The sequence below is a fragment of the Faecalimonas nexilis genome (assembly GCF_059731825.1).
In genome coordinates this window covers 1,973,465-1,996,476 of sequence record NZ_AP029189.1, presented here as the reverse complement: position 1 = coordinate 1,996,476, position 23,012 = coordinate 1,973,465, and the positions used below count along the sequence as shown (strand labels likewise).

30 protein-coding genes are annotated in these 23,012 nt (G+C 38.0%); 28 read left to right on the top strand and 2 right to left on the bottom strand.

The features are described from left to right. Nucleotides 1-10: 10 nt before the first annotated feature. The 5 genes from AC6I5B_RS10110 to AC6I5B_RS10090 are packed head-to-tail and all read left to right on the top strand — an operon-like array spanning nt 11 to nt 4,549. Nucleotides 11-1,249 carry an MFS transporter gene (locus AC6I5B_RS10110; RefSeq protein WP_004612380.1) on the top strand — a complete coding sequence of 413 codons (1,239 nt, stop codon included), beginning with the start codon at nt 11-13 and terminating at the stop codon, nt 1,247-1,249. An 8-nt stretch (nt 1,250-1,257) separates the two neighbouring features. Further along, nucleotides 1,258-2,067 carry a Cof-type HAD-IIB family hydrolase gene (locus tag AC6I5B_RS10105; protein ID WP_004612381.1) on the top strand — a complete coding sequence of 270 codons (810 nt, stop codon included), beginning with the start codon at nt 1,258-1,260 and terminating at the stop codon, nt 2,065-2,067. Then, complete coding sequence (locus AC6I5B_RS10100; protein ID WP_243132344.1) at nt 2,021-3,148, top strand: YibE/F family protein; 1,128 nt, start codon at nt 2,021-2,023, stop codon at nt 3,146-3,148. The genes AC6I5B_RS10105 and AC6I5B_RS10100 overlap by 47 nt, the downstream gene beginning before the upstream one ends. Next, entirely contained in the window at nt 3,145-3,927 is a 783-nt protein-coding gene (locus AC6I5B_RS10095; protein WP_004612383.1) for a YibE/F family protein, read from the top strand. The genes AC6I5B_RS10100 and AC6I5B_RS10095 overlap by 4 nt, the downstream gene beginning before the upstream one ends. Continuing rightward, nucleotides 3,905-4,549 carry an HAD family hydrolase gene (locus AC6I5B_RS10090; protein WP_004612384.1) on the top strand — a complete coding sequence of 215 codons (645 nt, stop codon included), beginning with the start codon at nt 3,905-3,907 and terminating at the stop codon, nt 4,547-4,549. The genes AC6I5B_RS10095 and AC6I5B_RS10090 overlap by 23 nt, the downstream gene beginning before the upstream one ends. 3 nt (nt 4,550-4,552) lie before the next feature. On the opposite strand, the gene AC6I5B_RS10085 is transcribed toward AC6I5B_RS10090, so the two are convergent. Beyond that, nucleotides 4,553-5,995: a pyridoxal phosphate-dependent decarboxylase family protein gene (locus tag AC6I5B_RS10085; protein ID WP_004612385.1), complete on the bottom strand. Its 1,443-nt coding sequence runs from the start codon at nt 5,993-5,995 to the stop codon at nt 4,553-4,555. Nucleotides 5,996-6,157: 162 nt separating this feature from the next. Between AC6I5B_RS10085 and AC6I5B_RS10080 the strand changes: the two genes are divergently transcribed. The 9 genes from AC6I5B_RS10080 (at nt 6,158) to AC6I5B_RS10040 (ending at nt 13,085) form a co-directional block, all read left to right on the top strand. Then, nucleotides 6,158-7,060: a LysR family transcriptional regulator gene (locus AC6I5B_RS10080; protein ID WP_117787850.1), complete on the top strand. Its 903-nt coding sequence runs from the start codon at nt 6,158-6,160 to the stop codon at nt 7,058-7,060. 81 nt (nt 7,061-7,141) lie between these two features. Next, nucleotides 7,142-7,786, top strand: coding sequence for an ABC transporter permease (locus AC6I5B_RS10075; RefSeq protein WP_022250267.1), 645 nt, complete (start codon nt 7,142-7,144; stop codon nt 7,784-7,786). Between the two features lies 1 nt (nt 7,787). Further along, nucleotides 7,788-8,714 carry a glycine betaine ABC transporter substrate-binding protein gene (locus tag AC6I5B_RS10070; RefSeq protein WP_004612388.1) on the top strand — a complete coding sequence of 309 codons (927 nt, stop codon included), beginning with the start codon at nt 7,788-7,790 and terminating at the stop codon, nt 8,712-8,714. A 4-nt stretch (nt 8,715-8,718) separates the two neighbouring features. Further along, nucleotides 8,719-9,450: an ABC transporter ATP-binding protein gene (locus AC6I5B_RS10065; RefSeq protein ID WP_004612389.1), complete on the top strand. Its 732-nt coding sequence runs from the start codon at nt 8,719-8,721 to the stop codon at nt 9,448-9,450. A 228-nt stretch (nt 9,451-9,678) separates the two neighbouring features. After that, nucleotides 9,679-10,527, top strand: a complete 849-nt coding sequence (locus AC6I5B_RS10060) for a SatD family protein (protein ID WP_022250265.1) — start codon at nt 9,679-9,681, stop codon at nt 10,525-10,527. Further along, entirely contained in the window at nt 10,521-11,249 is a 729-nt protein-coding gene (locus AC6I5B_RS10055; protein ID WP_117787846.1) for a DUF3307 domain-containing protein, read from the top strand. Before AC6I5B_RS10060 ends, AC6I5B_RS10055 begins: the two co-directional genes overlap by 7 nt. A gap of 19 nt (nt 11,250-11,268) precedes the next feature. Next, on the top strand, nt 11,269-11,610 hold the full coding sequence (locus tag AC6I5B_RS10050; RefSeq protein WP_004612392.1) for an arsenate reductase family protein: 342 nt from the start codon (nt 11,269-11,271) through the stop codon (nt 11,608-11,610). Nucleotide 11,611: 1 nt separating this feature from the next. Continuing rightward, the gene (locus tag AC6I5B_RS10045; protein ID WP_004612393.1) at nt 11,612-12,013 is read left to right on the top strand and encodes a M48 metallopeptidase family protein; all 402 of its coding nucleotides are present in this window, start codon (nt 11,612-11,614) and stop codon (nt 12,011-12,013) included. 367 nt (nt 12,014-12,380) lie between these two features. Beyond that, nucleotides 12,381-13,085, top strand: coding sequence for an endonuclease/exonuclease/phosphatase family protein (locus tag AC6I5B_RS10040; RefSeq protein ID WP_044987092.1), 705 nt, complete (start codon nt 12,381-12,383; stop codon nt 13,083-13,085). 126 nt (nt 13,086-13,211) lie between these two features. Here the strand turns inward: AC6I5B_RS10040 and AC6I5B_RS10035 are convergent, their stop codons facing one another. Further along, entirely contained in the window at nt 13,212-13,478 is a 267-nt protein-coding gene (locus tag AC6I5B_RS10035; RefSeq protein ID WP_207662465.1) for a helix-turn-helix domain-containing protein, read from the bottom strand. Between AC6I5B_RS10035 and AC6I5B_RS10030 the strand changes: the two genes are divergently transcribed. The 14 genes from AC6I5B_RS10030 to ltrA all read left to right on the top strand — a co-directional run bounded on the left by AC6I5B_RS10030 (nt 13,412) and on the right by ltrA (nt 22,785). Next, complete coding sequence (locus AC6I5B_RS10030; RefSeq protein WP_052536480.1) at nt 13,412-13,996, top strand: DUF4368 domain-containing protein; 585 nt, start codon at nt 13,412-13,414, stop codon at nt 13,994-13,996. The genes AC6I5B_RS10035 and AC6I5B_RS10030 overlap by 67 nt on opposite strands. A 186-nt stretch (nt 13,997-14,182) precedes the next feature. Further along, nucleotides 14,183-14,554: a TnpV protein gene (locus AC6I5B_RS10025; protein WP_004612398.1), complete on the top strand. Its 372-nt coding sequence runs from the start codon at nt 14,183-14,185 to the stop codon at nt 14,552-14,554. A 174-nt stretch (nt 14,555-14,728) separates the two neighbouring features. Continuing rightward, the gene (locus tag AC6I5B_RS10020) at nt 14,729-15,256 is read left to right on the top strand and encodes a DUF3592 domain-containing protein (RefSeq protein WP_004612399.1); all 528 of its coding nucleotides are present in this window, start codon (nt 14,729-14,731) and stop codon (nt 15,254-15,256) included. A 77-nt stretch (nt 15,257-15,333) separates the two neighbouring features. Beyond that, nucleotides 15,334-15,582 carry a DUF3781 domain-containing protein gene (locus tag AC6I5B_RS10015; RefSeq protein WP_005921256.1) on the top strand — a complete coding sequence of 83 codons (249 nt, stop codon included), beginning with the start codon at nt 15,334-15,336 and terminating at the stop codon, nt 15,580-15,582. A gap of 44 nt (nt 15,583-15,626) precedes the next feature. Further along, nucleotides 15,627-15,947 carry a TfoX/Sxy family protein gene (locus tag AC6I5B_RS10010; RefSeq protein WP_004612401.1) on the top strand — a complete coding sequence of 107 codons (321 nt, stop codon included), beginning with the start codon at nt 15,627-15,629 and terminating at the stop codon, nt 15,945-15,947. Between the two features lie 41 nt (nt 15,948-15,988). Next, the gene (locus AC6I5B_RS10005; RefSeq protein WP_004612402.1) at nt 15,989-16,435 is read left to right on the top strand and encodes a hypothetical protein; all 447 of its coding nucleotides are present in this window, start codon (nt 15,989-15,991) and stop codon (nt 16,433-16,435) included. Nucleotides 16,436-16,687: 252 nt separating this feature from the next. Beyond that, nucleotides 16,688-16,939 carry an AAA family ATPase gene (locus AC6I5B_RS10000; protein ID WP_243132342.1) on the top strand — a complete coding sequence of 84 codons (252 nt, stop codon included), beginning with the start codon at nt 16,688-16,690 and terminating at the stop codon, nt 16,937-16,939. Nucleotides 16,940-17,031: 92 nt separating this feature from the next. Beyond that, nucleotides 17,032-17,220, top strand: coding sequence for a transposase (locus AC6I5B_RS09995; protein ID WP_055173307.1), 189 nt, complete (start codon nt 17,032-17,034; stop codon nt 17,218-17,220). Nucleotides 17,221-17,484: 264 nt separating this feature from the next. After that, entirely contained in the window at nt 17,485-18,000 is a 516-nt protein-coding gene (locus tag AC6I5B_RS09990; protein ID WP_009244780.1) for a GNAT family N-acetyltransferase, read from the top strand. Between the two features lie 116 nt (nt 18,001-18,116). Next, a complete protein-coding gene (locus AC6I5B_RS09985) occupies nt 18,117-18,554 on the top strand; it encodes a radical SAM mobile pair system MarR family transcriptional regulator (protein WP_004612404.1) in 438 nt (145 codons plus the stop codon). Continuing rightward, nucleotides 18,551-19,240, top strand: a complete 690-nt coding sequence (locus tag AC6I5B_RS09980; RefSeq protein ID WP_004612405.1) for a radical SAM mobile pair protein A — start codon at nt 18,551-18,553, stop codon at nt 19,238-19,240. The genes AC6I5B_RS09985 and AC6I5B_RS09980 overlap by 4 nt, the downstream gene beginning before the upstream one ends. Continuing rightward, entirely contained in the window at nt 19,228-20,136 is a 909-nt protein-coding gene (locus tag AC6I5B_RS09975; RefSeq protein WP_004612406.1) for a radical SAM mobile pair protein B, read from the top strand. Before AC6I5B_RS09980 ends, AC6I5B_RS09975 begins: the two co-directional genes overlap by 13 nt. A gap of 128 nt (nt 20,137-20,264) precedes the next feature. Beyond that, a complete protein-coding gene (locus AC6I5B_RS09970) occupies nt 20,265-20,999 on the top strand; it encodes a MerR family transcriptional regulator (protein WP_497773293.1) in 735 nt (244 codons plus the stop codon). 490 nt (nt 21,000-21,489) lie between these two features. Further along, nucleotides 21,490-22,785 (top strand): group II intron reverse transcriptase/maturase, encoded by a 1,296-nt coding sequence (gene ltrA / locus AC6I5B_RS09965; protein ID WP_004615792.1) that lies wholly within the window; start codon nt 21,490-21,492, stop codon nt 22,783-22,785. Nucleotides 22,786-23,012 lie beyond the last annotated feature (227 nt).

Genomic DNA, 23,012 nt, shown 5'->3' with positions numbered 1-23,012 from the left:
GGGAGAGCGTATGGAAAAACAAAAACTGACGAACAAGGAAAAGTATTGGATTCTTTATGATGTGGGAAACTCTGCATTTGTATTGCTTGTTTCCACGATCATACCGATTTATTTTAATTATTTGACCGGAACTGCAGGCGTATCAGAAGTTAATTCTTTGGCTTATTGGGGATATGCGGCTTCCGCGGCAACTATCATAGTAGCATTGATTGGACCGATTCTTGGAACAATTGCAGATACAAAGAATTATAAGAAGCCGCTGTTTACGATCAGTATGATGGTCGGTGTGATTGGTTGTGCGGCGTTAGCATTTCCGACTTCGTGGGTTGTGTTTTTAGCTGTTTTTGTCATTGCAAAAGTCGGATATAATGCAAGTTTAATTTTTTATGATTCTATGCTGGTTGATGTTACAGAGCATGACCGAATGGATGTGGTATCTTCTTACGGATATGCGTGGGGATACATCGGAAGCTGTGTACCGTTTATTATTTCGCTTGTCTTCGTGCTGATGTACGATAAAATCGGAATTACGATGGGGACAGCTATGATGATTGCCTTTTTCTTAAATGCCGCATGGTGGTTTATCGTGACGATTCCGCTGCTGAAAAATTATGAACAGGTGAATTTTGCACAGATGCCGGCGCATCCGGTGAGTGACAGTTTTCAGCGATTGGGTCATACTTTAAAAGATATTAAGAGAGAAAAAAATATCTTTTTATACTTGCTTGCTTTTTTCTTCTTTATTGATGGGGTGTACACGATCATTGAGATGGCTACTGCGTATGGAAGTGCGTTGGGACTTGATTCTACCGGATTGCTGCTTGCACTTTTAGTTACACAGATTGTAGCGTTTCCGTTTGCACTTATTTTTGCAAAATGTTCTAAGAAATATGCGACTGATTTATTGATTAAAATTTGTATTTTGGCGTATACGGGAATTGCATTGTTTGCGATTCAATTGGATAAGCAGTGGGAGTTTTGGCTTCTTGCTGTTTTGGTAGGAATGTTTCAAGGAGCAATTCAGGCATTGTCACGTTCTTACTTTGCAAAAATCATTCCGGCTGAAAAAGCAGGGGAGTATTTCGGCATTTATGATATTTGCGGAAAAGGAGCGTCTTTTCTTGGGACGACGCTCGTGGGAGTGATTGCTCAGCTTACAAACACAGCGAATGCGGGAGTTGCCATGATTACGATTTTGTTTGTCATTGGTTTTATATTATTCTGCAAAGCTGCAAAATTGAATAAATAAGAGGGTTGATGAAAATGATTAAATTACTTGCAGTGGATATGGATGAGACTGCTGTAAATAGCAGACACAGAATGACAAAGGTAACGAAAGAGGCTTTGCGTGAGGTGTATGCGAAAGGAATCCACGTTGTTCCGGTAACCGGACGATGTCTGGAAGGGCTGCCTGCAAATATGCGGGGAATGGAGGAACTTTCGTATATTATTACGTCAAACGGTGCAAAAGTTTATGACTGGAAAGAGAAAGAGGTTTTATACCGGAAACTTATTTCCAATGAAACAGCGTGTGATGTTTTGAAAATTTGTCAACAAGACGCACTTGGGATTGCCATTCATCAGGAGGGGAAATGTTATGACAATTCCAAAGTGCAGGCGCTTTATCGAAAGCTGGCATATCACGGAGATTTTAAAATGCGTGAGGCAATCAAAGATTTGTGTGGGTTTGTGAAAAAAAGCGGAAAGCCGATTGAGAAGATTCAAGTATTTTCTGGAAAGAAAGAAAAATTAGAGAGTATCAAAAATAAATTGGAGCCGTTTGATGATCTGGAATTGGCGATTTCTACCAGTGGCTATATAGAAATTACACAGAAAGATGCACAAAAAGGGAAAGCGTTGGAGCATCTTTGCAGATATTTGGGAATCCACATGGAGGAAGTGATGGCAATTGGTGATAATGAGAATGATCATTCTATGCTGGTGAGAGCCGGATATCCAATTGCGATGGGAAATGCCAATGAAGAAATCAAGAAGATTGCAAAATATGTGACGGCAAGTAATGATGAAAGCGGGGTTGCCAAAGCGATTTATGAAAAATTGTTATAAGAAAAAGTGGTGCCTTGGAGTTCTTTTGTATATTTTGGTATTGTTGTTTGTTGCGAATGATGCGTGGATTTATAAAACACCGATTGCAAAAATCACGCATGTGAAAGAAGAACAGACCGCATCTAGAAAGGCAGTGCGGGGCGGAAAAGAACTCTATTATAAACAGACTATGGAAGCCAGAATACTAAATGGAACAGAAAAAGGACAGAATATCGTATTGAAAAATACATATACCTCTTCGATGATTACCGGACAAAAGTATCATAAAGGGGACAAGGTGCTGCTTAATTCAAATGGCGGGAAGGCAACCGGCACGATTAAAACATTAAAGAGAGATACGTATCTGGCGGCAATTTTCGGTGTGATTTTATTCTTGCTTATTGGAATTACAAAAAAGCAAGGGCTGCGAACGATCTTTACAATGATTGTCAATCTGGTGATTTATAGCGCCGGATTTTTGTTGTATTTGCGGGGATATGATATTTTAAGAGTCTGCAATGTGCTTGCGGTTGTGTTTACACTGGTCACGATATTTTTTTTAACCGGACTGGACAGAAAAACAGTGGCGGCTATATTATCGACGCTTTGTGTTCTGGCGCTGATTATGGGAATTTTCCTATTTACTATGAATCATACCGCGGCGCTTGATTATTCCATGATGGAGTATCTTGGAAGTACGGAGCATCCGGAAGATGTGTTTGTCGCAGAAGTTCTGTTTGCGGGGCTTGGTGCTATTATGGACGTTGCTGTTACATTGTCGGCGGCAATGGGAGAACTGATTCGGAAAAAGCCGGATATCTCTATAAAAAAACTGTATCTTTCCGGAAGGGAAGTAGGATACGATATCATGGGAACTATGATCAGTGTTCTTCTATTTACGTTTGCAGCTGGTTTGATTCCATCTTTTTTGATTCGCATGAACAACGAAGTTGCGTTTTTCACAAATGTAAGATTGTATATTCCGTTTGAGATTTCAAGATTTTTGATTGAGAGTATCGGAATTGTGGCAGCGATACCGATTTCAATCGTAGTTGCTTCCGCTTTGTTCAAACTGCAGATTAGAAAGGGGAGAGAAAAATGATAGGAGTACTTGCACTTGTATTGTTCCTTCTCCTGATTTTAATCGGAGGAGACCGAGGCGCGGTGGCTGTACTTGCACTGTGCGGCAATATTGCTGTACTTGCGTTTACCGTGATATTATTGGCAAATGGAGCGCCTCCGTTTTTGGTGATTTTTGCGGCGACACTCAGCATCAGTTATATTACTTTGCTGAAACAGAATGGAAATAATTTGAAAACTCGTTCGGCATTGTTGTCGGTTGCTTTGATTATGTTTGCTTTATCCATCTGTATTTATCTGGGTGTATGGAAAACAGGAAGCGGTGGACTAAACGAGATTCAAATGATACAGGAAGATGTTCAGCTCTATTATACGATGGATATTGATATTCATATGCAGCAGATTGCAGCAGGCATTGTTATTTTAAGTGCATTGGGAGCTGTGATGGATACAGCGCTTTCTGTGACTTCGGCTGTTTATGAAGTGTCTGTGCATAAAAGCGGGCTTGACCGGAGGGAATATTTTCATTCCGGACTTCAAGTTGGAAAAGACATCATCGGAACAACCGTTAATACGTTGCTGTTTGCATATTTTGGGGAGTCGATGATGATGTTTGCGTATTTACAACAGGGGAAATATAATTTAGAAATGGTTCTAAACTCTAAATTTTTATTTCAAGGTCTGGCGATGATGTTTGTCGGGGTAATCGCATGTCTTTTGGCGGTTCCGATTTCTGCCTGGACGGTGTCTCAGATGTTGACAAAAGAGGAGGAAAAAAATGATAAAAGCAGTGCTGTTTGATATGGATGGAGTTTTGATTGATACAGAGAAATATTTGACGCAGTTCTGGCAGCAGGCGGCAGCAGAAGCAGGATTGTCTTTGACGATGGAAGACTGTTATCAATTTCGAAGTTTTGCAAGTAAGTTCGCATCTGTGGCGTTTCAGGAAAAATACGGAAAAGAATATGATTATTTTTCAATTCGTGCACGAAGAAAAAAATTGATGAAAGACCATATTGAGAAGAATGGGATTGAGATAAAACCGGAAGTGAAAGAGACACTTCAAAAGCTCAAGGAAAAAGGACTGCAGCTTGCAGTTGTAACGGCGACAGATGAAGAGCGGACCAAACAATATTTGACAGAAATCGGAATTTACGATTGGTTTGATTCGATTATCTGTGCGACGATGGTAGAACGGGGAAAACCGTTTCCAGATGTATATCTTTACGCGTGTGAAAAAATCGGATATCGTCCGGAAGAATGTATGGCGGTAGAAGATTCGCCGAATGGGATTCGGTCCGCATCAGATGCCGGGTGTAAAACGGTAATGGTACCGGATTTGACAGAACCTGATGCGGAAAGCCAGAAAAGAGTTGTTGGCGTAGCAGACACATTGTGTGGTGTGCTTAAATATATTGATTAAGACTTAGCTATTTTGTTTTTTCATATCTGCTAGGATTTCTCTGGCAAATGTATCAAGCATGTGAATCGTTGTGCGCATATCATCTCGAGTCGTTTCGGGATGGAGTGCGCAGATTCGCAATACTTTTTTCCCATTTAAGACAGTTGTAAATACGGCAGCATATCCGCTTGCGAGAATGCGTTCAGAAATACGTTCGTGTAACAAATCTAAAGCTTCTTCGCTTATTTCATCGGAAGTATAACGGAAATTTATCATAGCAAGCTGAGACTTAGAGACAATTTCCCAGTGATCTAATTCACGGAGAGCTTCTTCTGCCCAAGTGGCAAGTTCAAAACCATGTTCAATTGCACTTCCAATTAAATCTGTTCCTAAAACCTGAAGAGTCAGCCATAATTTTAAACCGCGCGCAGGGCGGGTGAGTTCCATTCCGATATCCCATGGATTGATGTGTTCCGCATCGCCTTCGATGTCTTTTAAATATTCCGGATTTACATGAAAGCTTTTAAAAAGGTGTTTGATGTCTTTGACAAGAACCATTGCACAGCCGTATGTTTGAAACAGCCATTTGTGTGCGTCCCAGCTCATACTGTCAGCAAGTTCTGTGCCTTTCAATAAATGGCGGTATTTTGGACTTAATAAGACAGAAGCACCATAGGCGCCGTCAATATGGAACCATAGATTGTATTTGGAACAAATTTGGGAGATTTTTTCCAAAGGATCAATGCTTCCGGTGTTTGTTGTTCCGGCTGTTCCAATGACGACAAAAGGGAGTAAACCGTTTTCGAGATCTTTTTGAATTTGGGATTCAAGAAGGTCTGTTTTTAATTGGAAATTGGAATTGGTAGGGATTTTGCGAATCCTTGTATTCGGAATTCCAATAATACGAAGACCTTTTGCAACAGAACTATGTGTTTGATCTGAGATATACGCAACACCAAGATGCAGTGTCTCCTCATTTAATTTATTGTCTCGTGCGGCAGTTAAAGCAGTAATATTTGCCATAGAACCTCCGCTGACAAATACACCACCCGGATTTTCGCAAAAACCGGCTTGGTGACAAAGCCATTGGATTACTTCCTGCTCAATACAATTGACGGTTGGTGCCAATTTACTTCCGCCGGCGTGGATGTTATATGCAGAGGTCATAATATCTCCAAGCCAGGATACGGAAGAGGCAGGCCCCGGAACAAATCCGAAAAAGCGAGGGTGGTTAGCATCTCCTCGGTAACGGTAAACTTCTTTCACCATTTCTGTAATCACATCATCTACAGGGCGTCCGTCTTTCGGGATTCCGATTTGCTTGATTTTTTCTGCCTGTCCTTCGTCGGTATGCCATGTTACTTTTTGGGAATGTATATCGTGTTTTTCTAAACAAAAAGTATGTACAAATTTTTGAATTGCTTCTTCTAATTGCGTACTATTTAATACATTTTCGCTGTTAATCATAGGTATCGTTCCTTTCTGTAATTTTATATAATCAAAAGCTTTACGCTTACGAGAGATTATTGTATACTACTTTCATATATTTGTTAAATTCATAAATTTCATTATATATATAAAAAATATTTATTTATCTTTGAATAGATATGTAAAGAATTGAGGGATTGAATGGAACTTAGAAATATCAATACATTTTTAAAAGTGGCAGCAACACAAAATTTTTCAAAGGCAGCAGAACAATTGGGATACTCTCAATCTGCTGTGACGATTCAAATACGGCAATTGGAAAAAGAACTTGGGATATCACTGTTTGAAAGGATTGGAAAACGGGTGTATTTAACAGAAAGAGGTGCGGAATTTACTTCTTATGCGAATGAAATTATGCGAGTGACAAGTCGGGCTTCTTTGTTTGCCAAAGATAAAAAAGAAGTGAGCGGAACAATCCGGATTGGAGGGGTGGAATCTGTCTGCACAGCATTGCTTCCGGAACTATTGCTTTCTTTTCACAAACAATATCCGAAAGTGAAAACGGTTATAAAATCAGGGACAACAGAAAAATTGATGGAGATGGCAAAAAGTAATGCGATTGATTTTGTATTTACCCTAGATCGAAAGATATGCAGTGCGGAATGGGTAAAAGCAGTGCAGAAAAAAGAAAGAATATCATTTGTGACTTTAACTGAAGAGGGAACATATGAGAAAGAACAGATGACGATTCAAGAACTCGTAGAAAAACCATTTTTATTAACCGAACAGGGAGCTGCGTATCGATATGAGCTTGAGAGATTATTAGCTGATCGAGATTTAGAAATTTTTCCGATTTTAGAAATTGGAAATACAGAAACGATTATCCATCTGTTAAAAAAAGGAATGGGGTATTCTTTTTTGCCGGAATTTACAGTCAGAGAAGAATTGAGGAAAAAGCGTTTATCAGAAATTCAGACAGATATTCCTACAGTTGAGATGTATAGTCAGTTGTTATACTGTCGAAATAAATGGGTAACACAGGAGATGGAAAGATTTATTGAACTGGTAAAACAATATGAAGGGCAGAAAACGAAAATAGATTGACAATAAAACATTCGTTCTGTATCATGTCTTTATAAAAGAATGAGAGACAGGAATTAAGAAGTTAAGAGAAGGAGAAAAGAATTGGAATTTTTAAAAGAGGTCTTTTCACTTTATGGAGAGCGAAAAGAATGGTTTATCCAGTTGATTTTAGAACATATTGGTTTGTCTATGACAGCTATTTGTTTAGCCGGAATTATTGGATTGCTTTTGGGAATATGGATTTCCGAGCATGAATGGGCAGCAGCTCCAATTTTAGGTATAGCCAATATATTTTATACAATTCCGGCTATTTCACTTTTAGGAATGCTGATACCATTATTTGGGATTGGAAATACTACGGCAGTGATTGCACTGACACTCTATGGAATTATGCCGATGGTAAGAAACACCTATGCAGGAATGAAAGGTGTGAGCAGCGAAATAATCAGCGCGGCAGAAGGAATGGGCAGCACAAAGCTTCAATTGATGATGAAAATTAAGCTTCCGCTCGCACTAGATGTGATTATTGCAGGGATTCGCAATATGGTTGTTATGACTATTTCAGTTGCAGCGATTGCATCGTTTATTGGAGCAGGCGGGCTTGGAGTTGCCATTTATCGCGGGATTACGATGTATGACACGGCGATGACTTTTGGAGGAAGCCTTGTGATTGCCGCAGTTGCTTTGCTAAGTGATTTACTACTTGGACAATTAGAAAAATATATTAAAAGAAGGAGAAAAATGTAAAATGAGAATATTAAAAAAAGTGGCTGCATGTCTGTTAGTTGTAGTGATGACAGTTTCGGCAGCAGGATGTGGAAGTGAAAAAAAAGAAACAGGAAAGGGGATAACAGGAACGATAAAAATTGCTACTAAACCGATGACAGAGCAGTATATTTTAGGGGAAATGTTAAAGCAATTGATTGAAAACAAAACGGATTATAAAGTTGAAGTGACAAAAGGAATTGGAGGAGGAACGAGTAATATTCATCCGGCAATGGAAAAAGGTGAGTTTGATCTGTATCCGGAATATACTTCAAGTGGCTGGGTAATGGTACTGGGAAATCAGGCAGGCGAGGTGTCAGATGACGAAATACTTGAAAAATTACAGAAAGAATATCAGGAAAAGTTTCAAATGACATGGCTTGGACTTTACGGATTTAATAACACATATGCTCTTGCAGTTAGCAAAAAGGTTGCAGATAAATATCAGTTAAAGAACTGTTCTGATCTTGCGAAAGTTTCAAAAGATCTGGTGTTTGGAGGAAATCCGGACTATATTGAAAGAGAAGATGGTTTTCCGGGTGTGTGCAAAGCATATGGATTGGAATTTAAAAATGTAAAAGATATTGATATCGGATTGAAATATAAAGCAATGGAAAATGATGACATTCAGGTGACGAATGGATTTACGACAGATGCTCAGATTTCTAAAGATAATATAGTGGTGCTTGAAGATGACAAAGGATATCAAGTGAACTATTTTTGTTCTACAGTTGTAAGAGAAGAGACATTAGAAAAATATCCTGATTTAGAGAAAACGCTTATGTTGATGAACGGAATTTTATCTGATCAGGAGATGGCAGAATTGAATTATCAGGTGGAAATAGATGGAAAAGATGAAGCGGTTGTTGCAAAAGATTTCCTTATCAAAAAAGGACTGATCGAGGAGTAGAACTATGGAAATGATAAGACTGGAACATGTAACAAAAAGCTTTGGAGAGCATACGGTATTAGATGATTTTTCTATTTCTATTCCGGAAGGTGAGTTTTTAACGGTAATCGGACGTTCTGGCTGCGGAAAGACTACGATGTTAAAAATGATCAATGGTTTGAATTGTCCGGAAAAAGGGAAAGTTTATATTGGTGGAAAAGATATTGGCGAAGAGAACATCATTGAGCTTCGGAGAAAGATTGGCTATGTGATTCAAAATAAGGGGCTTTTCCCTCATATGACAGTGGAAAAGAATATAACGTATGTTCCGGTAATTAGTGGAAAGAAAGATAAAAAGACAAATCATGAATTGGCGTGCAGATTGATTGAGACAGTAGGGCTGGATCAATCGATGCTCTCAAGATACCCTTCTGAACTGTCGGGAGGACAGCAGCAAAGAGTTGGGATTGCACGTGCTCTTGCAGCAAATGCAAGAATTATGCTGATGGACGAGCCTTTTGGAGCTTTGGACGAAATTACCAAACAGGCAATGCAGGACGAAATTTTAAAACTTCATCGTAAACTTGGTATTACGATTGTTTTTATTACGCATGATATCAGAGAAGCGATGAAACTTGGTGACAGGGTGCTTGTGATGGATCAAGGGAAAATCGTTCAGCTTGATACACCGGAGAAGATAAAGAAAGAACCGGCGAATGAGTTTGTTTATCAGTTAGTGGGACAGAATTTGTTGTAAAAAATTAGAAGGTCTATGTGGTGAAAGTTTGAAAAAGAAAGAGACAGATTCAGATATACTTGAGTGGTGTGTTTTGAATTTGTCTTTTTTGATTCTGTAAAAGCATTATAATAGAGTTGCAAATTTAAAAAGCAATGAAAAAAGATTGCTATTTAAAAAAGCAATTAAAATCAGTTGCTTTTGTACTGTAAATGCGATATGATTTACGTAGAAAAAGGGGTGATTTGTATGAGATATGCTGCTGTTATGTTTGATGTGATAGAATCACGAAAATATAGTGAGCGATATGAAGTGCAACAGATGTTAATGAATTGTATCGATTATCTAAATGGTATATATCGCGATAGCATAAAAAAAGAAGTGGTATCTAGTGCGGGAGATGAATTCCAAGGATTATTTTTAGATCTGCAATCGGCATTTGTATATATTCGAAAACTACAGATTTTGATTTATCCAATTAAAATAAGATGTGGAATAGGGTATGGAGAAATAAAGTATGATGTGGAAGAATGGACATCGGCTGCATTTGATGGAGAAGCATATTATCTGGCAAGGGCTGCAATTGTTTCAATTGGCAAACAAAAAAATAATGCGATATGTTTTCATACAAAATCTTTATATGACAAATATTTAAATGTTTTGTGTTCCTCAGATATGCAGGTGAAAACAAGTCAATCACAGACTGCGCAGCTCATAGAACTTGTTGCAGATATTATGTTACCGCTTGTCTATCGGGAAGAAGATAAAAAATTTTATGAATTCATATTGGAAAGCAGGCAGATTTTGATAGAACAAGGGCAGAAAAATAAGGGGAAAGACAAATATAGAGAAAATATGATCTTAAACGTAGAGTATGCTTTTGCTTTTGAAAACAGGGAGCACTATATGAAGAAAGAGAATAAAGAAGTAACGTTTTGTATGGATGAATTCTGGGCATTTGGAATGGCGACAGAGATTGCCCGAATTATGAATACAACACGTCAAAATATCGATAGATATATTTCTTCGGGAAAGATAAAAGAAAGTAGAACAATGGATAAAGCGATATTTGAATTGCTTGGGGAGGATATATGGTAAATTATTTACTCTTGATAGTTTTGCATTTGTTAGGTGATTTTTATTTGCAGACAACTAAGGTTGCACGGTGCAAAAATGCGAAAAAGAGCTCGGCTTGCGGGAAATGTAAGAAATGTGGAAAACACTCATGGGTAAACTGGAAGTATCTGATGCTGCATTCGTTGTTATACATAGCACCTTTTGTTGTTTTATACTTTATTATGGGGGCTGTATATGCAACTGCTATGATTACTGTATTATGGGTAACACATATATTGATTGATACCGGAACTTGTTATTTTAATCGAAAGAATAAGCAAACGTTAGTGTTTTTGGCTGATCAGGCATTGTATATCGGAATGATAGGTCTGCTCCTTCGATTTGTAACATTCAGCTGTTATATTGACGATTATTACGTAGCCTTAAAAGTAGTGTTTGTCGGTCTTATGTTGTTGATGCCTTGTTCAATTTTAATTAATAAATTGCTGCAAGATATATATCCAGAGAGCGAGGAGATGGGTATATTTGATATTGGATCGATGATTGGAATTATGGAAAGAATTTTGACTGTAATTTTCGCGTATTTTGACAATTTTCCGGCAGTAGCAATTATTATTACAATAAAAACCTGGGCTAGAACAAATGATCTTAAAGAATCAGAGTTCAGAAATAAATACTTATTGGGAACTTTAACAAGTATGGTTTTAGCTCTGGTAATCTTTATCATTTATAAATTATTGTAGAAAAGAGAGGATTAAAATTATGAATATTCAAATATTTGGAACTAATAAATGCTTTGATACGAAAAAAGCGATGCGTTATTTTAAGGAACGGAATATTAAGTATCAATTTGTTGATATGAAAGAAAAGGGACTTAGTAAGGGAGAATATAATAGTATCAAACAGGCAGTAGGCGGATTGGAAAAAATGCTGAATCCTAAATGTAAGGACAAAGATGCACTGGCAATGATTCAGTACATTGCAGATGAAGATAAAGATGAGAAGGTGTTAGAGAATCAGAAAGTTTTATTGACGCCAATTGTAAGGAATGGGAAACAGGCAACAGTTGGATATCAGCCGGAAGTTTGGAAAGAGTGGAAATAGATTGGAAAAAGTTGAAGAAAGACGAAAGGAACTGAAAACCATCGAAAAACTATCTATGACAGAGATTCATAAATTAGCTGATCTTGCTTTAAAGGTCATTTCAGTGAAAGTAAAGCATTATGCCGGTTTGATGAATGTTCAGTATGGGCGAATTACAATTCGAAATCAGAAAACCAGATGGGGAAGTTGCAGCAGCAAAGGGAATCTGAATTTTAATTGTTTATTGATGTTGGCGCCGGATGAAGTGGTAGATTATGTGGTGATACATGAATTGTGTCATTTGATAGAAATGAATCATTCCAAAGCATTTTGGAAACAGGTGGAGCAGATGATGCCGGATTATAAGAAGCATAGGAAATGGCTTAAGGATCATGGGAATGAAATAATGGAACGGATGAGTTGAAAAGGTACTATTAGCGCTTGAGATTAAATTATAGGCACCATGGGTTATTTATTGAAAGAAAATTATCAAATCATCGTTACTGGAGTAGGGGCTATTGTAGTCCATCAGGCACAGGCTAATAGCATGGCAGAAGAGAAGGTAAATGAGGTATATCGGTTTGAAGATTGGATATGAGATAAAGTGGAAAAAGAAGATTTTAGAAATTAGAAAAAGACAAGATTATATTTTGTAATATTGAGAAATTCAAAAGTTAAATATGACTTTGCTTTGGGTTAATGTTTATAGAGATGACTGGTAAGAGATAAAAAATGCTTGAGTTATATCAGACGTAATGATTGATAGTTTGATGAGAAGGGAGAGGAAAAGGGTGATATACAGAATTGGTTCATTTAACATGTATAAGTTTCAGGCATATCGGTCTGACAAAGAAATAAGTAAAGACTTAAATAAAATAGCGGAGATTATTAGAACAGAACAGTTTGATATTATTGCGCTTCAAGAAATTTTTAGTAAAACAGCAATGAATATGCTTCTTAGTAGGCTTGGGCGGAATTGGAATGGAAGTTGGGAAAGTCCTCAGTCAACATCAATACAAGCAGCAGAAGGATATGCTTTTTTATGGAATACAGATCGCATTGAACTTGCGAAAAGTGTAACTGTAAATGGGAAAAGAACATATTATCCTAGAATTTATAATCAGTATCGAGTAGATAGAACGAAAGGTCAACATGCTTTGGTTAGAAATCCGTATTACGGTCGATTCCATCCAATTCATACATTTTTAGAAATAAGGTTGATTAATATTCATATCATGTATTCGAAAAAGCGTGATAGTACGAGTGAGAATTTAGGAGATGTGATAATGCGCAAAAATGAACTGGATACTGTAGTAAAAAGTATTTATGTAAAAGAAGCAGATAAAAGATATGGAAATAATATGCCTGCATATACATTTATTTTAGGAGATTATAATCTTAATTTAGAGAGTAGTATGGCATCATGGCCATATGTAGATGAAATTATAGAAGTAATCTCCAACTTGCGTATAAGTACCGCCCATTTGTTCAAATAATGACTTTTCCATAGTATTTTCCTCCTGTATTTTAGTGTACTTTTATTTTAAATAAAGACAGGTAATAACACCAATGTGCCGATAAAAAATACAGCGTACCTGCTATATCACAGATACGCTGTATTTTCATATATTTATTTCGGGATATGTATTTACTAATTGCCGAAACATTTTTCTTGACGGCTGTCGTGAACCGCCCTCCCACTTAGAATAGATACTCAAACTAATACCTGCTTTTTCAGCAAAAGTTGCTTGATTTAATCTGTGTGCTTTTCTGATTTCACGAAGTCTATCTGTACTGTGCCGACTGTGGCAGGAGAATGACTTTGCAAACGCATTATAGCAAGAAAGACGGTTCTGTTCAGTATTCTTACCGTTGCGGCGGGTATGCAAGCAGGGTTAATTCCTGTACTTCCCATACGATTAGTGCTGATAATGTTGAAGCCTTGATATTATCGGCAGTTAAACGCTTTTCAAGATTTGTTCTGAATGATGAAAAAGCCTTTGCTTTGGAACTGCAATCCCTTTGGAAAGATAAGCAAGAGGAAAAGCCGAAGCACAATCAATCGGAGTTGAAACGCTGTCAGAAACGCTATGACGAACTCTCTACGCTCATTCGTGGCTTGTATGAAAATCTTATATCGGGATTGCTACCCGAAAGACAATACAAGCAACTGATGAAGCAGTATGACGATGAACAGGCTGAATTGGAAGCGAAAATGGAAACGATGAAAAAGGAACTTTCTGAAGAAAAAGACAGCACTATGGATATTCAGCATTTTATATCGCTGATACGCAAGTACAAAAATCCTACGGAAGTTTCTGATTTGATGTTTACCGAACTCATTGACAAGATTGTGGTGTATGAAGCCGAGGGTGTGGGAAAAGCAAAGACACAAAAGGCAGGATAAGACAAAAGCCGATAGAGAAGCGGAAAAAGGAAGTCATTATTATCGTCAGCGTGTATGTGCTGTGTGTGGCAGTACTTACTGGCCTACACACAGTCAGCAGAAATTCTGTTCCGAGGAATGTAAAAAGGTAAATCACAATAAGAAAACCTTGGAGTTTTACTACAAGAAGCAAAAGGAGAAAGAACTATGCAAAGATTTATTACAGACGAAAGAACAGGTATCCGATACGAACTCATCGGAGATTACTATTATCCCTGCCTGACAGTAGAGAAAAGTCCTCCCCTTTCAAAATATGGTCGATTGCGGCAACGATATTTGAGGGAACATAAGCGTGTGCTATATTTTAATCTGCTGACAAGCGGAAAGTTATATGAACACCTTGCCGAAATTGATACTTCGGCTCGTGATATGGCGGAATATCTGATAAAGGAAATGGCAAAGAAGCAGGGTGTAACGGAAGAACTGAAAGCAACGGATATGATGAGATGGATAGGATTGATGAATAACATTCGAACCTGTGCCGATGAGATTGTATTGAATGATATTGTGTATTCCTAACGGATACCAACCGAAGAAGAACTGCTGTCAAACCGATGGCAGTTTTTCTTTTTCGGCAAGTATTCAAGAAGTCATTAAGTCGTGAGTATAATCGAAGTGGTAGAAAAATTCGTAAAGATGTGGTACAATACTTTTGCTTGTGAGCGACAAATCGGAAGTTGAGGTGATGAAACTATGGCTAAAATGCAAATTGCATGGTTAGAATTGATGACAGTTGGAGGTCTTGGTGTAATATTAGTTCTACTAGGAGTTACTTTCAATATCATTGTAAAAAGACAGAATAAATTGTGTACAAAAAAGACAGACGGTATTGTTAAACAATATGGGCTTCCTGGAAATGGAAGAGTGTACCCAATCGTTGAGTACTTTGTGAATGGAACTTGTTATAAAGCAAAGAAAAAATTTCGAGGAATTATAACAACGCAACTATCAGGAGTACCTGTACCGATGAAATCAGAAGTCTATGAAGATGAAAAAGGATGGCTACATGTAAAAACTGGAGCTATTGCAAATTTGCGTCAATTTGCGGAGCAGTTGTGGCCTATCAACAGTAAGATGACAGTTTATTATAATCCAAACAATCCTAAAAAGTGTTATGTTGATAGACCAATTTCAAAAAGTTTTACTTCCATGATGTTTATCATAATGGGGACAGTAACAATACTCTCGAGTGTACTGGTATTCTTTTTGATGCAGTTATAAATTGCAAAAGATAATTGCTAATCAGACAACTTCAAGTTTGGAGAATTGAGAAAATCGGAAGTTGAGGAAAAGAAAGAATGGAAGATAAAAAGATATTGCTTGATAATATTGATAAAATTCATACAACCGAAATGGGAATTGATAGAATTAAAAGAAACCTAAAAATAGATACAGCAGATGTTGTTGAGTATTGCAAAAATAAGGTATTAGATAAAAATTGCAATATATACAAACAGGGTAAAAATTGGTATTGCGAGGTTGAAAATATCAAAATTACTATCAATTCATATAGCTATACAATCATTACAGCACATATTGTTAAGTAATTTCAAGTTTTTGAAACTGAGAAATATGAATTTGAGGTGGAAATATGGCATCAAGCAAGGAATACTTAGAGTTTATTTTAGGGCAGCTATCTGAGTTAGAAGAAATTACTTATCGAGCTATGATGGGAGAATTTATTATTTATTATCGTGGCAAGATTGTAGGCGGTATCTATGATGATAGATTACTTGTTAAACCAGTAAAATCAGCAATTAGTTATATGCCGACAGCTCCGTATGAATTACCCTATGAGGGAGCAAAAGAGATGTTGTTGGTAGATGAAGTTGATAATAGGGAATTTTTGACAGGCTTGTTTCATGCAATGTATGATGAACTGCCAGCCCCAAAACCGAAAAAGAAGAAATAAACAACTTCAAGTTTGGAGAATTGAGAAAATCGAAGATTGTGATGGTAGATAATATGGAATGGTTTAATGTTTTTGGGCTGATTTTTATTGCAGTCATTATGATACCCAATGTTGTATTTGCGATTAAGTGCAAAGATGGATTTGATAATAAGTGGAACAATAAATATGTTGAGGTCACAGAACAAGTAGGGAGATTGGGTTGTTTCGGATTCATGATAATCAATATTCCGGGAACTTGGTTCGGGTGGTGGTCTGACGAAGCATTTGTACTATATTTGATTGTAGATACCATATTGGTAATGCTTTATTGTGCTATTTGGATTATATGTTTTAAGAAAAACAGCGTTTTCAGAGCATTAGCACTTTCTATTATTCCTTCAATGTTGTTCTTGTTTAGTGGGATTATGAGTAGGTCAGTGCTATTGATTATTGCATCAGTATTATTTGCACCAAGTCATATTGTAATTTCATATAAAAATGTAAAATGATATTTACAACTTCCAGTTGTGCCAGTATCTTAGACAGAATATGAACAACGAAAAACATCGTAGCAATACGGTGTTTTTTTGTTACCTAAAACCAACAAATTCATACATAACCACAGGTTAGTACAAATACCTTGTGTGATTTTTTGAAAGGCTTAGAACGGGGATTTTCTCCGATTTTCGCCCCTAAAAGATACACAAAAAGGTTTCAAGTATCTTTCCTGTGGTTTTTTTATTTTCAAACGGAAAGGTGGATTGATATGCCAAGATGAAAAGTCTTTATCCTTTGGGGATAACCGTATTCGTGAAGCGATTGAGATGTACCACGCAAAACTTTTAATTCTTGACCCGATGAGTTCCTATATCGGAGAAATCTGTTCGATGAACAATGCCAACGAAACACGAGCCGAGTTTAATCATCTGATAGCGGTTGCGAAAGATACTGGCTGTGCGATTGTGATTATCGCTCATGGAAAGATAACCATTTCCATTATACTCACGACTTAATGACTTCTTGATATATTGAAAATCTGCGGTTACTGGGTGCTCTAATGTGAATGCCCAGCAATCAAATTTTATGAAAGAGAGGAACTGACTATATGAAAGAACAGAAATATTCTTATTCACAGCGAATTGGAAAGACAACATTCATCGTAAATGTAAAGCAGTCCGAAAGTGCCAAAAAGCCTTTGAATACGGTGTTTCAAGACATCTGCAAGCACGAGGTTTTGGGCGATTTCTTTACGGACAAATCATTTAATTTAGAAAATCCACAAAAAGTATCTTGACAAACTCGACCCCGATGGAACAGGATACCGTACTAAGATGATATTTGTTAAAGAGAAACTATTGATGGATAGAATGTCGGATATTCAGTTACGATTTTTCAATATAGGGTTAGAAAGTTTTTTTGATGAAGTGTAATAATATGTGGTTATATGCTTCGTAGAAAAATCCGTAGGAATTAAAATTTTTTGTTTTGTGGAAAGATTATAATTATGATATACTGAAAGAAAATGATAAATTAGAATTTTTGAGGAGATAGATATAAAATGACCTTCCAATTAGTTTGTATAGAACCAAAAGAATTAACGCAATACAAGGCGGATATGCAGGAAGCATTTCAGAAAGGTTTTGAAGATGCTTTTGGGAAAACAGATGCTGTTATTCTGCCTGAAAAGGACATTGACCAGTCGCTGAATGCGGAGGGTTCTGCTGTCTATAAAGCCGTTGTCGATGGAGAAATGGTGGGCGGTGCTGTTGTTATTATCAATGAGAGTACACAGCATAACCATCTTGACCTGCTTTTTGTAAAGAACGGAGTTCAGAGCAATGGTATCGGTAAGAAGATATGGTTTGAATTGGAACGAATATATCCGAACACGAAAGTATGGGAAACCTGTACGCCGTACTTTGATAAGCGCAACATTCATTTTTATGTGAATGTCTGCGGCTTTCATATTACAGAATTTTTTAATGAAAAACATCCTATGCCGGATACACCGGACGATTTTGTCGGTGATGGCAATGAGGGAATGTTTGCGTTTAAGAAGCAAATGCGTTTATGAAATTCCAGTTTGGAGAATTGAAAAAAACGGAATTTACCTATTAGGATATATAAACTGTTGACAATAAAGCTCCTATATAGTATGTTTTTGGTAAACTACTATATAGGAGCTTTTGTATGGAAATGAATGGAGGATTTCTTGTCACCAAAATAAAACAGCTTGGAGACCGGATTTTCGAGAAGATTCTCAGTGAAAAGAATATTGATGCGTTTAATGGAGCACAGGGGCGTATTCTTTATGTGCTGTGGCAGGAGGATGGTATCTCAATCAGGTCACTCTCGACTAAATGCGGATTAGCGATAACATCTCTTACTACGATGCTGGAAAGAATGGAAAATCAAGGGCTGATAAGCCGTGTTCAGTCTGAAACGGACAAAAGGAAAACACTCCTGTTTCTGACTGAGAAAGCACATGCCTTAAAGGGTGAGTACGATTCTGTATCTGATGAGATGGGCAGTATTTACTACAAAGATTTTTCAGAGGAAGAAATTACCTGGTTTGAGGAATGCCTCGACCGCATCAGAAAGAATCTTGAGGAGTGGCAGAAGTCATGAGTATTTGTATCAAAGATCAGATTCAGAACATGAATATCGTCATTGGCTGCACAGTGGGGTGTGCATATTGCTATGCCCGCAACAACGTGAAACGCTGGCATATGATTGATGACTTCGCTGACCCTGAATTCTTTCCGGGTAAGCTTAAGATGATGGAAAAGAAACGTCCGCAGAACTTTCTTCTTACCGGCATGAGCGATCTCTCCGGATGGAAGCCGGAATGGAGAGAAGAGGTATTTGTAAAGATCCGTGAAAATCCGCAGCATCAGTTCCTGTTCCTTACCAAGCGACCTGATTCGCTGGATTTTGATACCGATCTGGAAAACGCATGGTTTGGCGTTACGGTGACGAGGAAAGCAGAACTGTGGCGTATCGACGCCCTTCGGAAAAACGTCAGAGCAAAACATTACCATGTTACCTTTGAGCCGTTATTTGATGATCCCGGCACAGTTGACCTTTCCGGAATCAATTGGATCGTTGTCGGCACCATGACCGGAGCTCAGAGCAGGAAGATTCATACGGAGCCGGAATGGGCATGGTCTCTGACGGATCAGGCACATAAGCTCGGCATTCCGGTGTTTATGAAGGAAGACCTTGTCCCTATCATAGGGGATGAAAATATGATTCAGGAAATGCCGGAAGAATTTAATAAAGTGTTAGAGGTACAGAAATCATGGAAGAAGTAATGAAAGGAATCCTCGTTCGTGAGGTGGAAACAAAGAACATCATGACTAAGTCTAGTCTGCCGGTAGGCGGTTACTCGGTCAATCCCTATGTGGGCTGTACACATGCCTGCAAGTATTGCTATGCTTCTTTTATGAAGCGCTTTACCGGGCACAAGGAGGAATGGGGCACTTTCCTTGATGTGAAGCATTGGCCGGAAATTAAAAATCCGAAGAAATATGCCGGACAGCGGGTGGTCATCGGTTCTGTGACAGATGGCTACAATCCACAGGAGGAGCAATTCGGGAATACCAGAAAACTTCTGGAGCAGCTGATCGGCAGTGACGCAGATATTCTGATCTGCACAAAGTCGGATCTTGTGGTACGGGATATTGATCTGTTGAAGAAGCTTGGACGTGTAACCGTTTCATGGTCGATCAACACACTAGATGAAAATTTCAAGAACGATATGGATTCTGCTTCGAGCATTGAGCACCGTATCGCTGCTATGAAGCAGGTATATGAGGCAGGTATCCGTACAGTCTGTTTCGTATCCCCGGTATTCCCTGGTATCACGGATTTTGAAGCAATCTTTGAGCGGGTAAAGGATCAGTGCGATCTGTTCTGGCTCGAAAATCTCAATCTTCGAGGCGATTTCAAAAAGACAATTATGGATTATATCGCCGGAAAATATCCTGATCTTGTACCACTTTACGACGAGATCTATAATAAGCATAACCGCAGCTACTTTGAAGCACTTGAAGTAAAAGCTGAGAAAATGGCTAAGAAGTATGATTGTGCCTTTGTGGATAATGAAATGCCTTATGGCAGAGTCCCGCAGGGGCATCCGGTGATCGTAGATTATTTCTATCATGAGGAAATCCGTGGGACAGAGAATACCGGAAAAAGAAATCGCTAAATTCAAGTTTGTTAAATTGGAAAACTAGAATTTATCAAGCTGTTAATTTTGAAAATTTCTTTGAAAAACTATTGACTCCTACGCAACGTAATAGTTTACGATATGTTTATCGAGAGGAGGAAATGACAATGATGACAGTGAATGAGGTAAGTAAATTAACAGGAGTGAGTATACGCACTCTGCAGTATTATGATACCATTGGTCTCTTAAAACCTATTGAATATACAGAGTCAGGTTATAGGTTGTATGACGATACATCCTTGGAAAGGCTGCAACAAATTTTACTGTTTAAAGAATTGGAATTTCCGCTTAAGGAGATTAAAAAGATAATTGATGCCCCTAACTTTGACAGGAACAAAGCATTAGAGCAGCAGATTGAATTGCTAACTATGAAAAAAGAGCATCTTGAAAATCTTATTATTTTCGCTCGAGGAATAAAAGGAATAGGAGTGAAATATATGGATTTTAAAGTATTTGATACAACAAAGATTGATGAGTATTCTAAACGAGCAAAAGAACAATGGGGACAAACCTCTGAGTATAAGGAGTTTGAAGAGAAAACAAAGAACTGGACGAAAGACGATGAAGCTACTGTTGCAAATGAGTTTATGCAATTATTTGTTGAATTCGGACAAATGAAAGAAATGGACCCAGAAGATGAACAGGTGCAGTTGCAGGTAAGGAAACTTCAGGATTACATTACAGATCATTTTTATACATGTTCTGATAAGATTTTATGCGGTCTTGGAAGAATGTATGCCGGTGGAGGAGAACTTACGGAAAATATTGATGATGTTGGAGGAGTTGGCACAGCAGAGTTTGCAAGTAAAGCTATTGATATATTTTATATGAGCAGAAGGTAAATTCCAGCTGTGCGCCCAGCTAAGGGTGTGTAACCAAGTCGGTGGGAATCCGATTTATCCAAGGTCTAGCCAGCCAGATAATAGCGAGTCTTGGGATGTTGTTGGTAACAGCAACTGACAAGCGTAGACAGCAAGAAAGCAGGGTTGCAATGCTATTGAGCCTCGAAAAGTTAACTTCAGTAGGCCGACGTCTTAACTGGTGCGGAAGGCAACAGCACACAAGTCATTATGGCGAGAATTGTGTGGCGCTGCGGGGTCAAAGGGCCAATCATGCTTGACATTGTGGGTACACATCAACTGGGGAGAACCTGTTGTCTCTCGTATAAGAGTATGAAGTATCAACTGAAAATGGAGAGCTTCAAATGGATAACAGGTAGTCGGACAGTCTCATAGTACTGATGAAATCGGGTAATGCCGATGGAGGGAAGGGGACTGCATAGTAACGGTCTTTCTGAGGACACATTATCCGTACTCAGGGACGGAGGAAATAATGGGAACGAAATTAGAAAGAATAGCTGAAATATCGGCAGAAACAAAGAAACCTGTATTCACATCCATATATCACTTGATAAATGCAGAATTGCTGAAACAATGCCATAAAGAATTAGATGGCAAAAAGGCAGTTGGTGTTGATAAGGTGACAAAGGAAGAATACGGAAAGAACCTCGATAGAAATATCGAAGACTTAGTACAGAGGTTAAAGAACAAATCTTTTAAACCACTCCCATCATTGAGGGTATATATTCCAAAGGGAAATGGAAAAATGCGACCGCTGGGAATAGCCTCTTACGAGGATAAGATTGTCCAAATGGCAGTAAAGAAAGTACTAGAAGCAATTTACGAGCCAAGATTTCTGAACTGTATGTATGGATTTAGACCAAACAGAGGTTGTCACGAAGCGGTAAAAGAAGTATATCAGAGAATCAGTTATGGGAAAATCAGCTACATAGTGGACGCTGATATTAAAGGATTTTTCGATCACATTAACCATGACTGGATGATGAGATTTCTGGAATGGCATATTCAAGACCCAAATCTGCTCTGGCTGATAAAGAAATATTTAAAAGCTGGAATAATGGAAGATGGAAAATTTGAATCAACAGAGGAAGGTTCAGCACAGGGTTCAGTCATGAGTCCGATGCTAGCAAATATATACATGCATAACGTGTTAACGCTGTGGTTTAAATTTGTGGTGAAAAAGACGTTAAAAGGAGACTGTTTTCTGGTGAATTTTGCAGATGATTTTGTAGCTGGATTCCAGTATAAATCAGAAGCAGAGTGGTATTATTCAGCCCTGAAAGAGAGGATGGAACAATTCAATCTTGAGCTGGAAAGCAGTAAAAGCAGGTTGATTGAATTTGGGAGATTTGCAGAAACCAACAGACTATCCAGAGGAATAGGTAAGCCAGAAGCATTCGATTTTCTAGGTTTTACTTTCTATTGCGGGAAAACAAGAAAGGGAACATTTGCATTAAAGTTGCAGACATCTCGAAAGAAGTTTGAACGTAAGCTGAAAGAATATAAACTATGGATATATGATAATCGGAACCGTCCGGTCAGAGAAATCATAAAAGAGCTGAATGTAAAGCTTGTAGGTCACTATCGCTATTATGGAGTAACATGGAATTATAGAAGATTATGTGCATTCTTACACAGAGTACAACAATTCCTGTTTAAAGCGGTAAATCGTCGAGGTTGCAGAAGAGCCTATACATGGGGTGGTTTTTGGGAAATGCTAAAGTGTTATCCGCTTGCGAAACCAAAGACGTACTATTGCTTATATTAAAGTGAATGTTATTATGAGGAGCCGTATGCGGGAAAGCCGCACGTACGGATCTGTGAGGGGCTAAAGTTGCAAGGCTTTAGTCTACTCGACTGTCGAACTGAAAAACACTGTAATAACATGTGTAAAACAAAATGTAAAACACCCCACTGAGTAGGTAGGACTAAATACTCCTATGATTTCGATTTTGAAGTCATAGGGGTATTTTTTGTGCAGAAAAATAAAAAAAT

Bases quoted from the DNA above. Each gene is read 5' to 3' on its own strand.
- AC6I5B_RS10105 (WP_004612381.1), top strand. From the start codon at position 1,258: ATGAAAATGATTAAATTACTTGCAGTGGATATGGATGAGACTGCTGTA.
- AC6I5B_RS10090 (WP_004612384.1), top strand. From the start codon at position 3,905: ATGATAAAAGCAGTGCTGTTTGATATGGATGGAGTTTTGATTGATACA.
- AC6I5B_RS10110 (WP_004612380.1), top strand. From the start codon at position 11: ATGGAAAAACAAAAACTGACGAACAAGGAAAAGTATTGGATTCTTTAT.
- AC6I5B_RS09975 (WP_004612406.1), top strand. From the start codon at position 19,228: ATGGAAGAAGTAATGAAAGGAATCCTCGTTCGTGAGGTGGAAACAAAG.
- AC6I5B_RS10055 (WP_117787846.1), top strand. From the start codon at position 10,521: ATGGTAAATTATTTACTCTTGATAGTTTTGCATTTGTTAGGTGATTTT.
- AC6I5B_RS09985 (WP_004612404.1), top strand. From the start codon at position 18,117: ATGGAAATGAATGGAGGATTTCTTGTCACCAAAATAAAACAGCTTGGA.
- AC6I5B_RS09980 (WP_004612405.1), top strand. From the start codon at position 18,551: ATGAGTATTTGTATCAAAGATCAGATTCAGAACATGAATATCGTCATT.
- AC6I5B_RS09970 (WP_497773293.1), top strand. From the start codon at position 20,265: ATGATGACAGTGAATGAGGTAAGTAAATTAACAGGAGTGAGTATACGC.
- AC6I5B_RS10060 (WP_022250265.1), top strand. From the start codon at position 9,679: ATGAGATATGCTGCTGTTATGTTTGATGTGATAGAATCACGAAAATAT.
- AC6I5B_RS10020 (WP_004612399.1), top strand. From the start codon at position 14,729: ATGGCTAAAATGCAAATTGCATGGTTAGAATTGATGACAGTTGGAGGT.
- AC6I5B_RS10025 (WP_004612398.1), top strand. From the start codon at position 14,183: ATGCAAAGATTTATTACAGACGAAAGAACAGGTATCCGATACGAACTC.
- AC6I5B_RS09990 (WP_009244780.1), top strand. From the start codon at position 17,485: ATGACCTTCCAATTAGTTTGTATAGAACCAAAAGAATTAACGCAATAC.
- AC6I5B_RS10100 (WP_243132344.1), top strand. From the start codon at position 2,021: ATGATGAAAGCGGGGTTGCCAAAGCGATTTATGAAAAATTGTTATAAG.
- AC6I5B_RS10085 (WP_004612385.1), bottom strand. From the start codon at position 5,995: ATGATTAACAGCGAAAATGTATTAAATAGTACGCAATTAGAAGAAGCA.
- AC6I5B_RS10070 (WP_004612388.1), top strand. From the start codon at position 7,788: ATGAGAATATTAAAAAAAGTGGCTGCATGTCTGTTAGTTGTAGTGATG.
- AC6I5B_RS10050 (WP_004612392.1), top strand. From the start codon at position 11,269: ATGAATATTCAAATATTTGGAACTAATAAATGCTTTGATACGAAAAAA.
- AC6I5B_RS10015 (WP_005921256.1), top strand. From the start codon at position 15,334: ATGGAAGATAAAAAGATATTGCTTGATAATATTGATAAAATTCATACA.
- AC6I5B_RS10065 (WP_004612389.1), top strand. From the start codon at position 8,719: ATGGAAATGATAAGACTGGAACATGTAACAAAAAGCTTTGGAGAGCAT.
- AC6I5B_RS10005 (WP_004612402.1), top strand. From the start codon at position 15,989: ATGGTAGATAATATGGAATGGTTTAATGTTTTTGGGCTGATTTTTATT.
- ltrA (WP_004615792.1), top strand. From the start codon at position 21,490: ATGGGAACGAAATTAGAAAGAATAGCTGAAATATCGGCAGAAACAAAG.
- AC6I5B_RS10080 (WP_117787850.1), top strand. From the start codon at position 6,158: ATGGAACTTAGAAATATCAATACATTTTTAAAAGTGGCAGCAACACAA.
- AC6I5B_RS09995 (WP_055173307.1), top strand. From the start codon at position 17,032: ATGAAAGAACAGAAATATTCTTATTCACAGCGAATTGGAAAGACAACA.
- AC6I5B_RS10010 (WP_004612401.1), top strand. From the start codon at position 15,627: ATGGCATCAAGCAAGGAATACTTAGAGTTTATTTTAGGGCAGCTATCT.
- AC6I5B_RS10095 (WP_004612383.1), top strand. From the start codon at position 3,145: ATGATAGGAGTACTTGCACTTGTATTGTTCCTTCTCCTGATTTTAATC.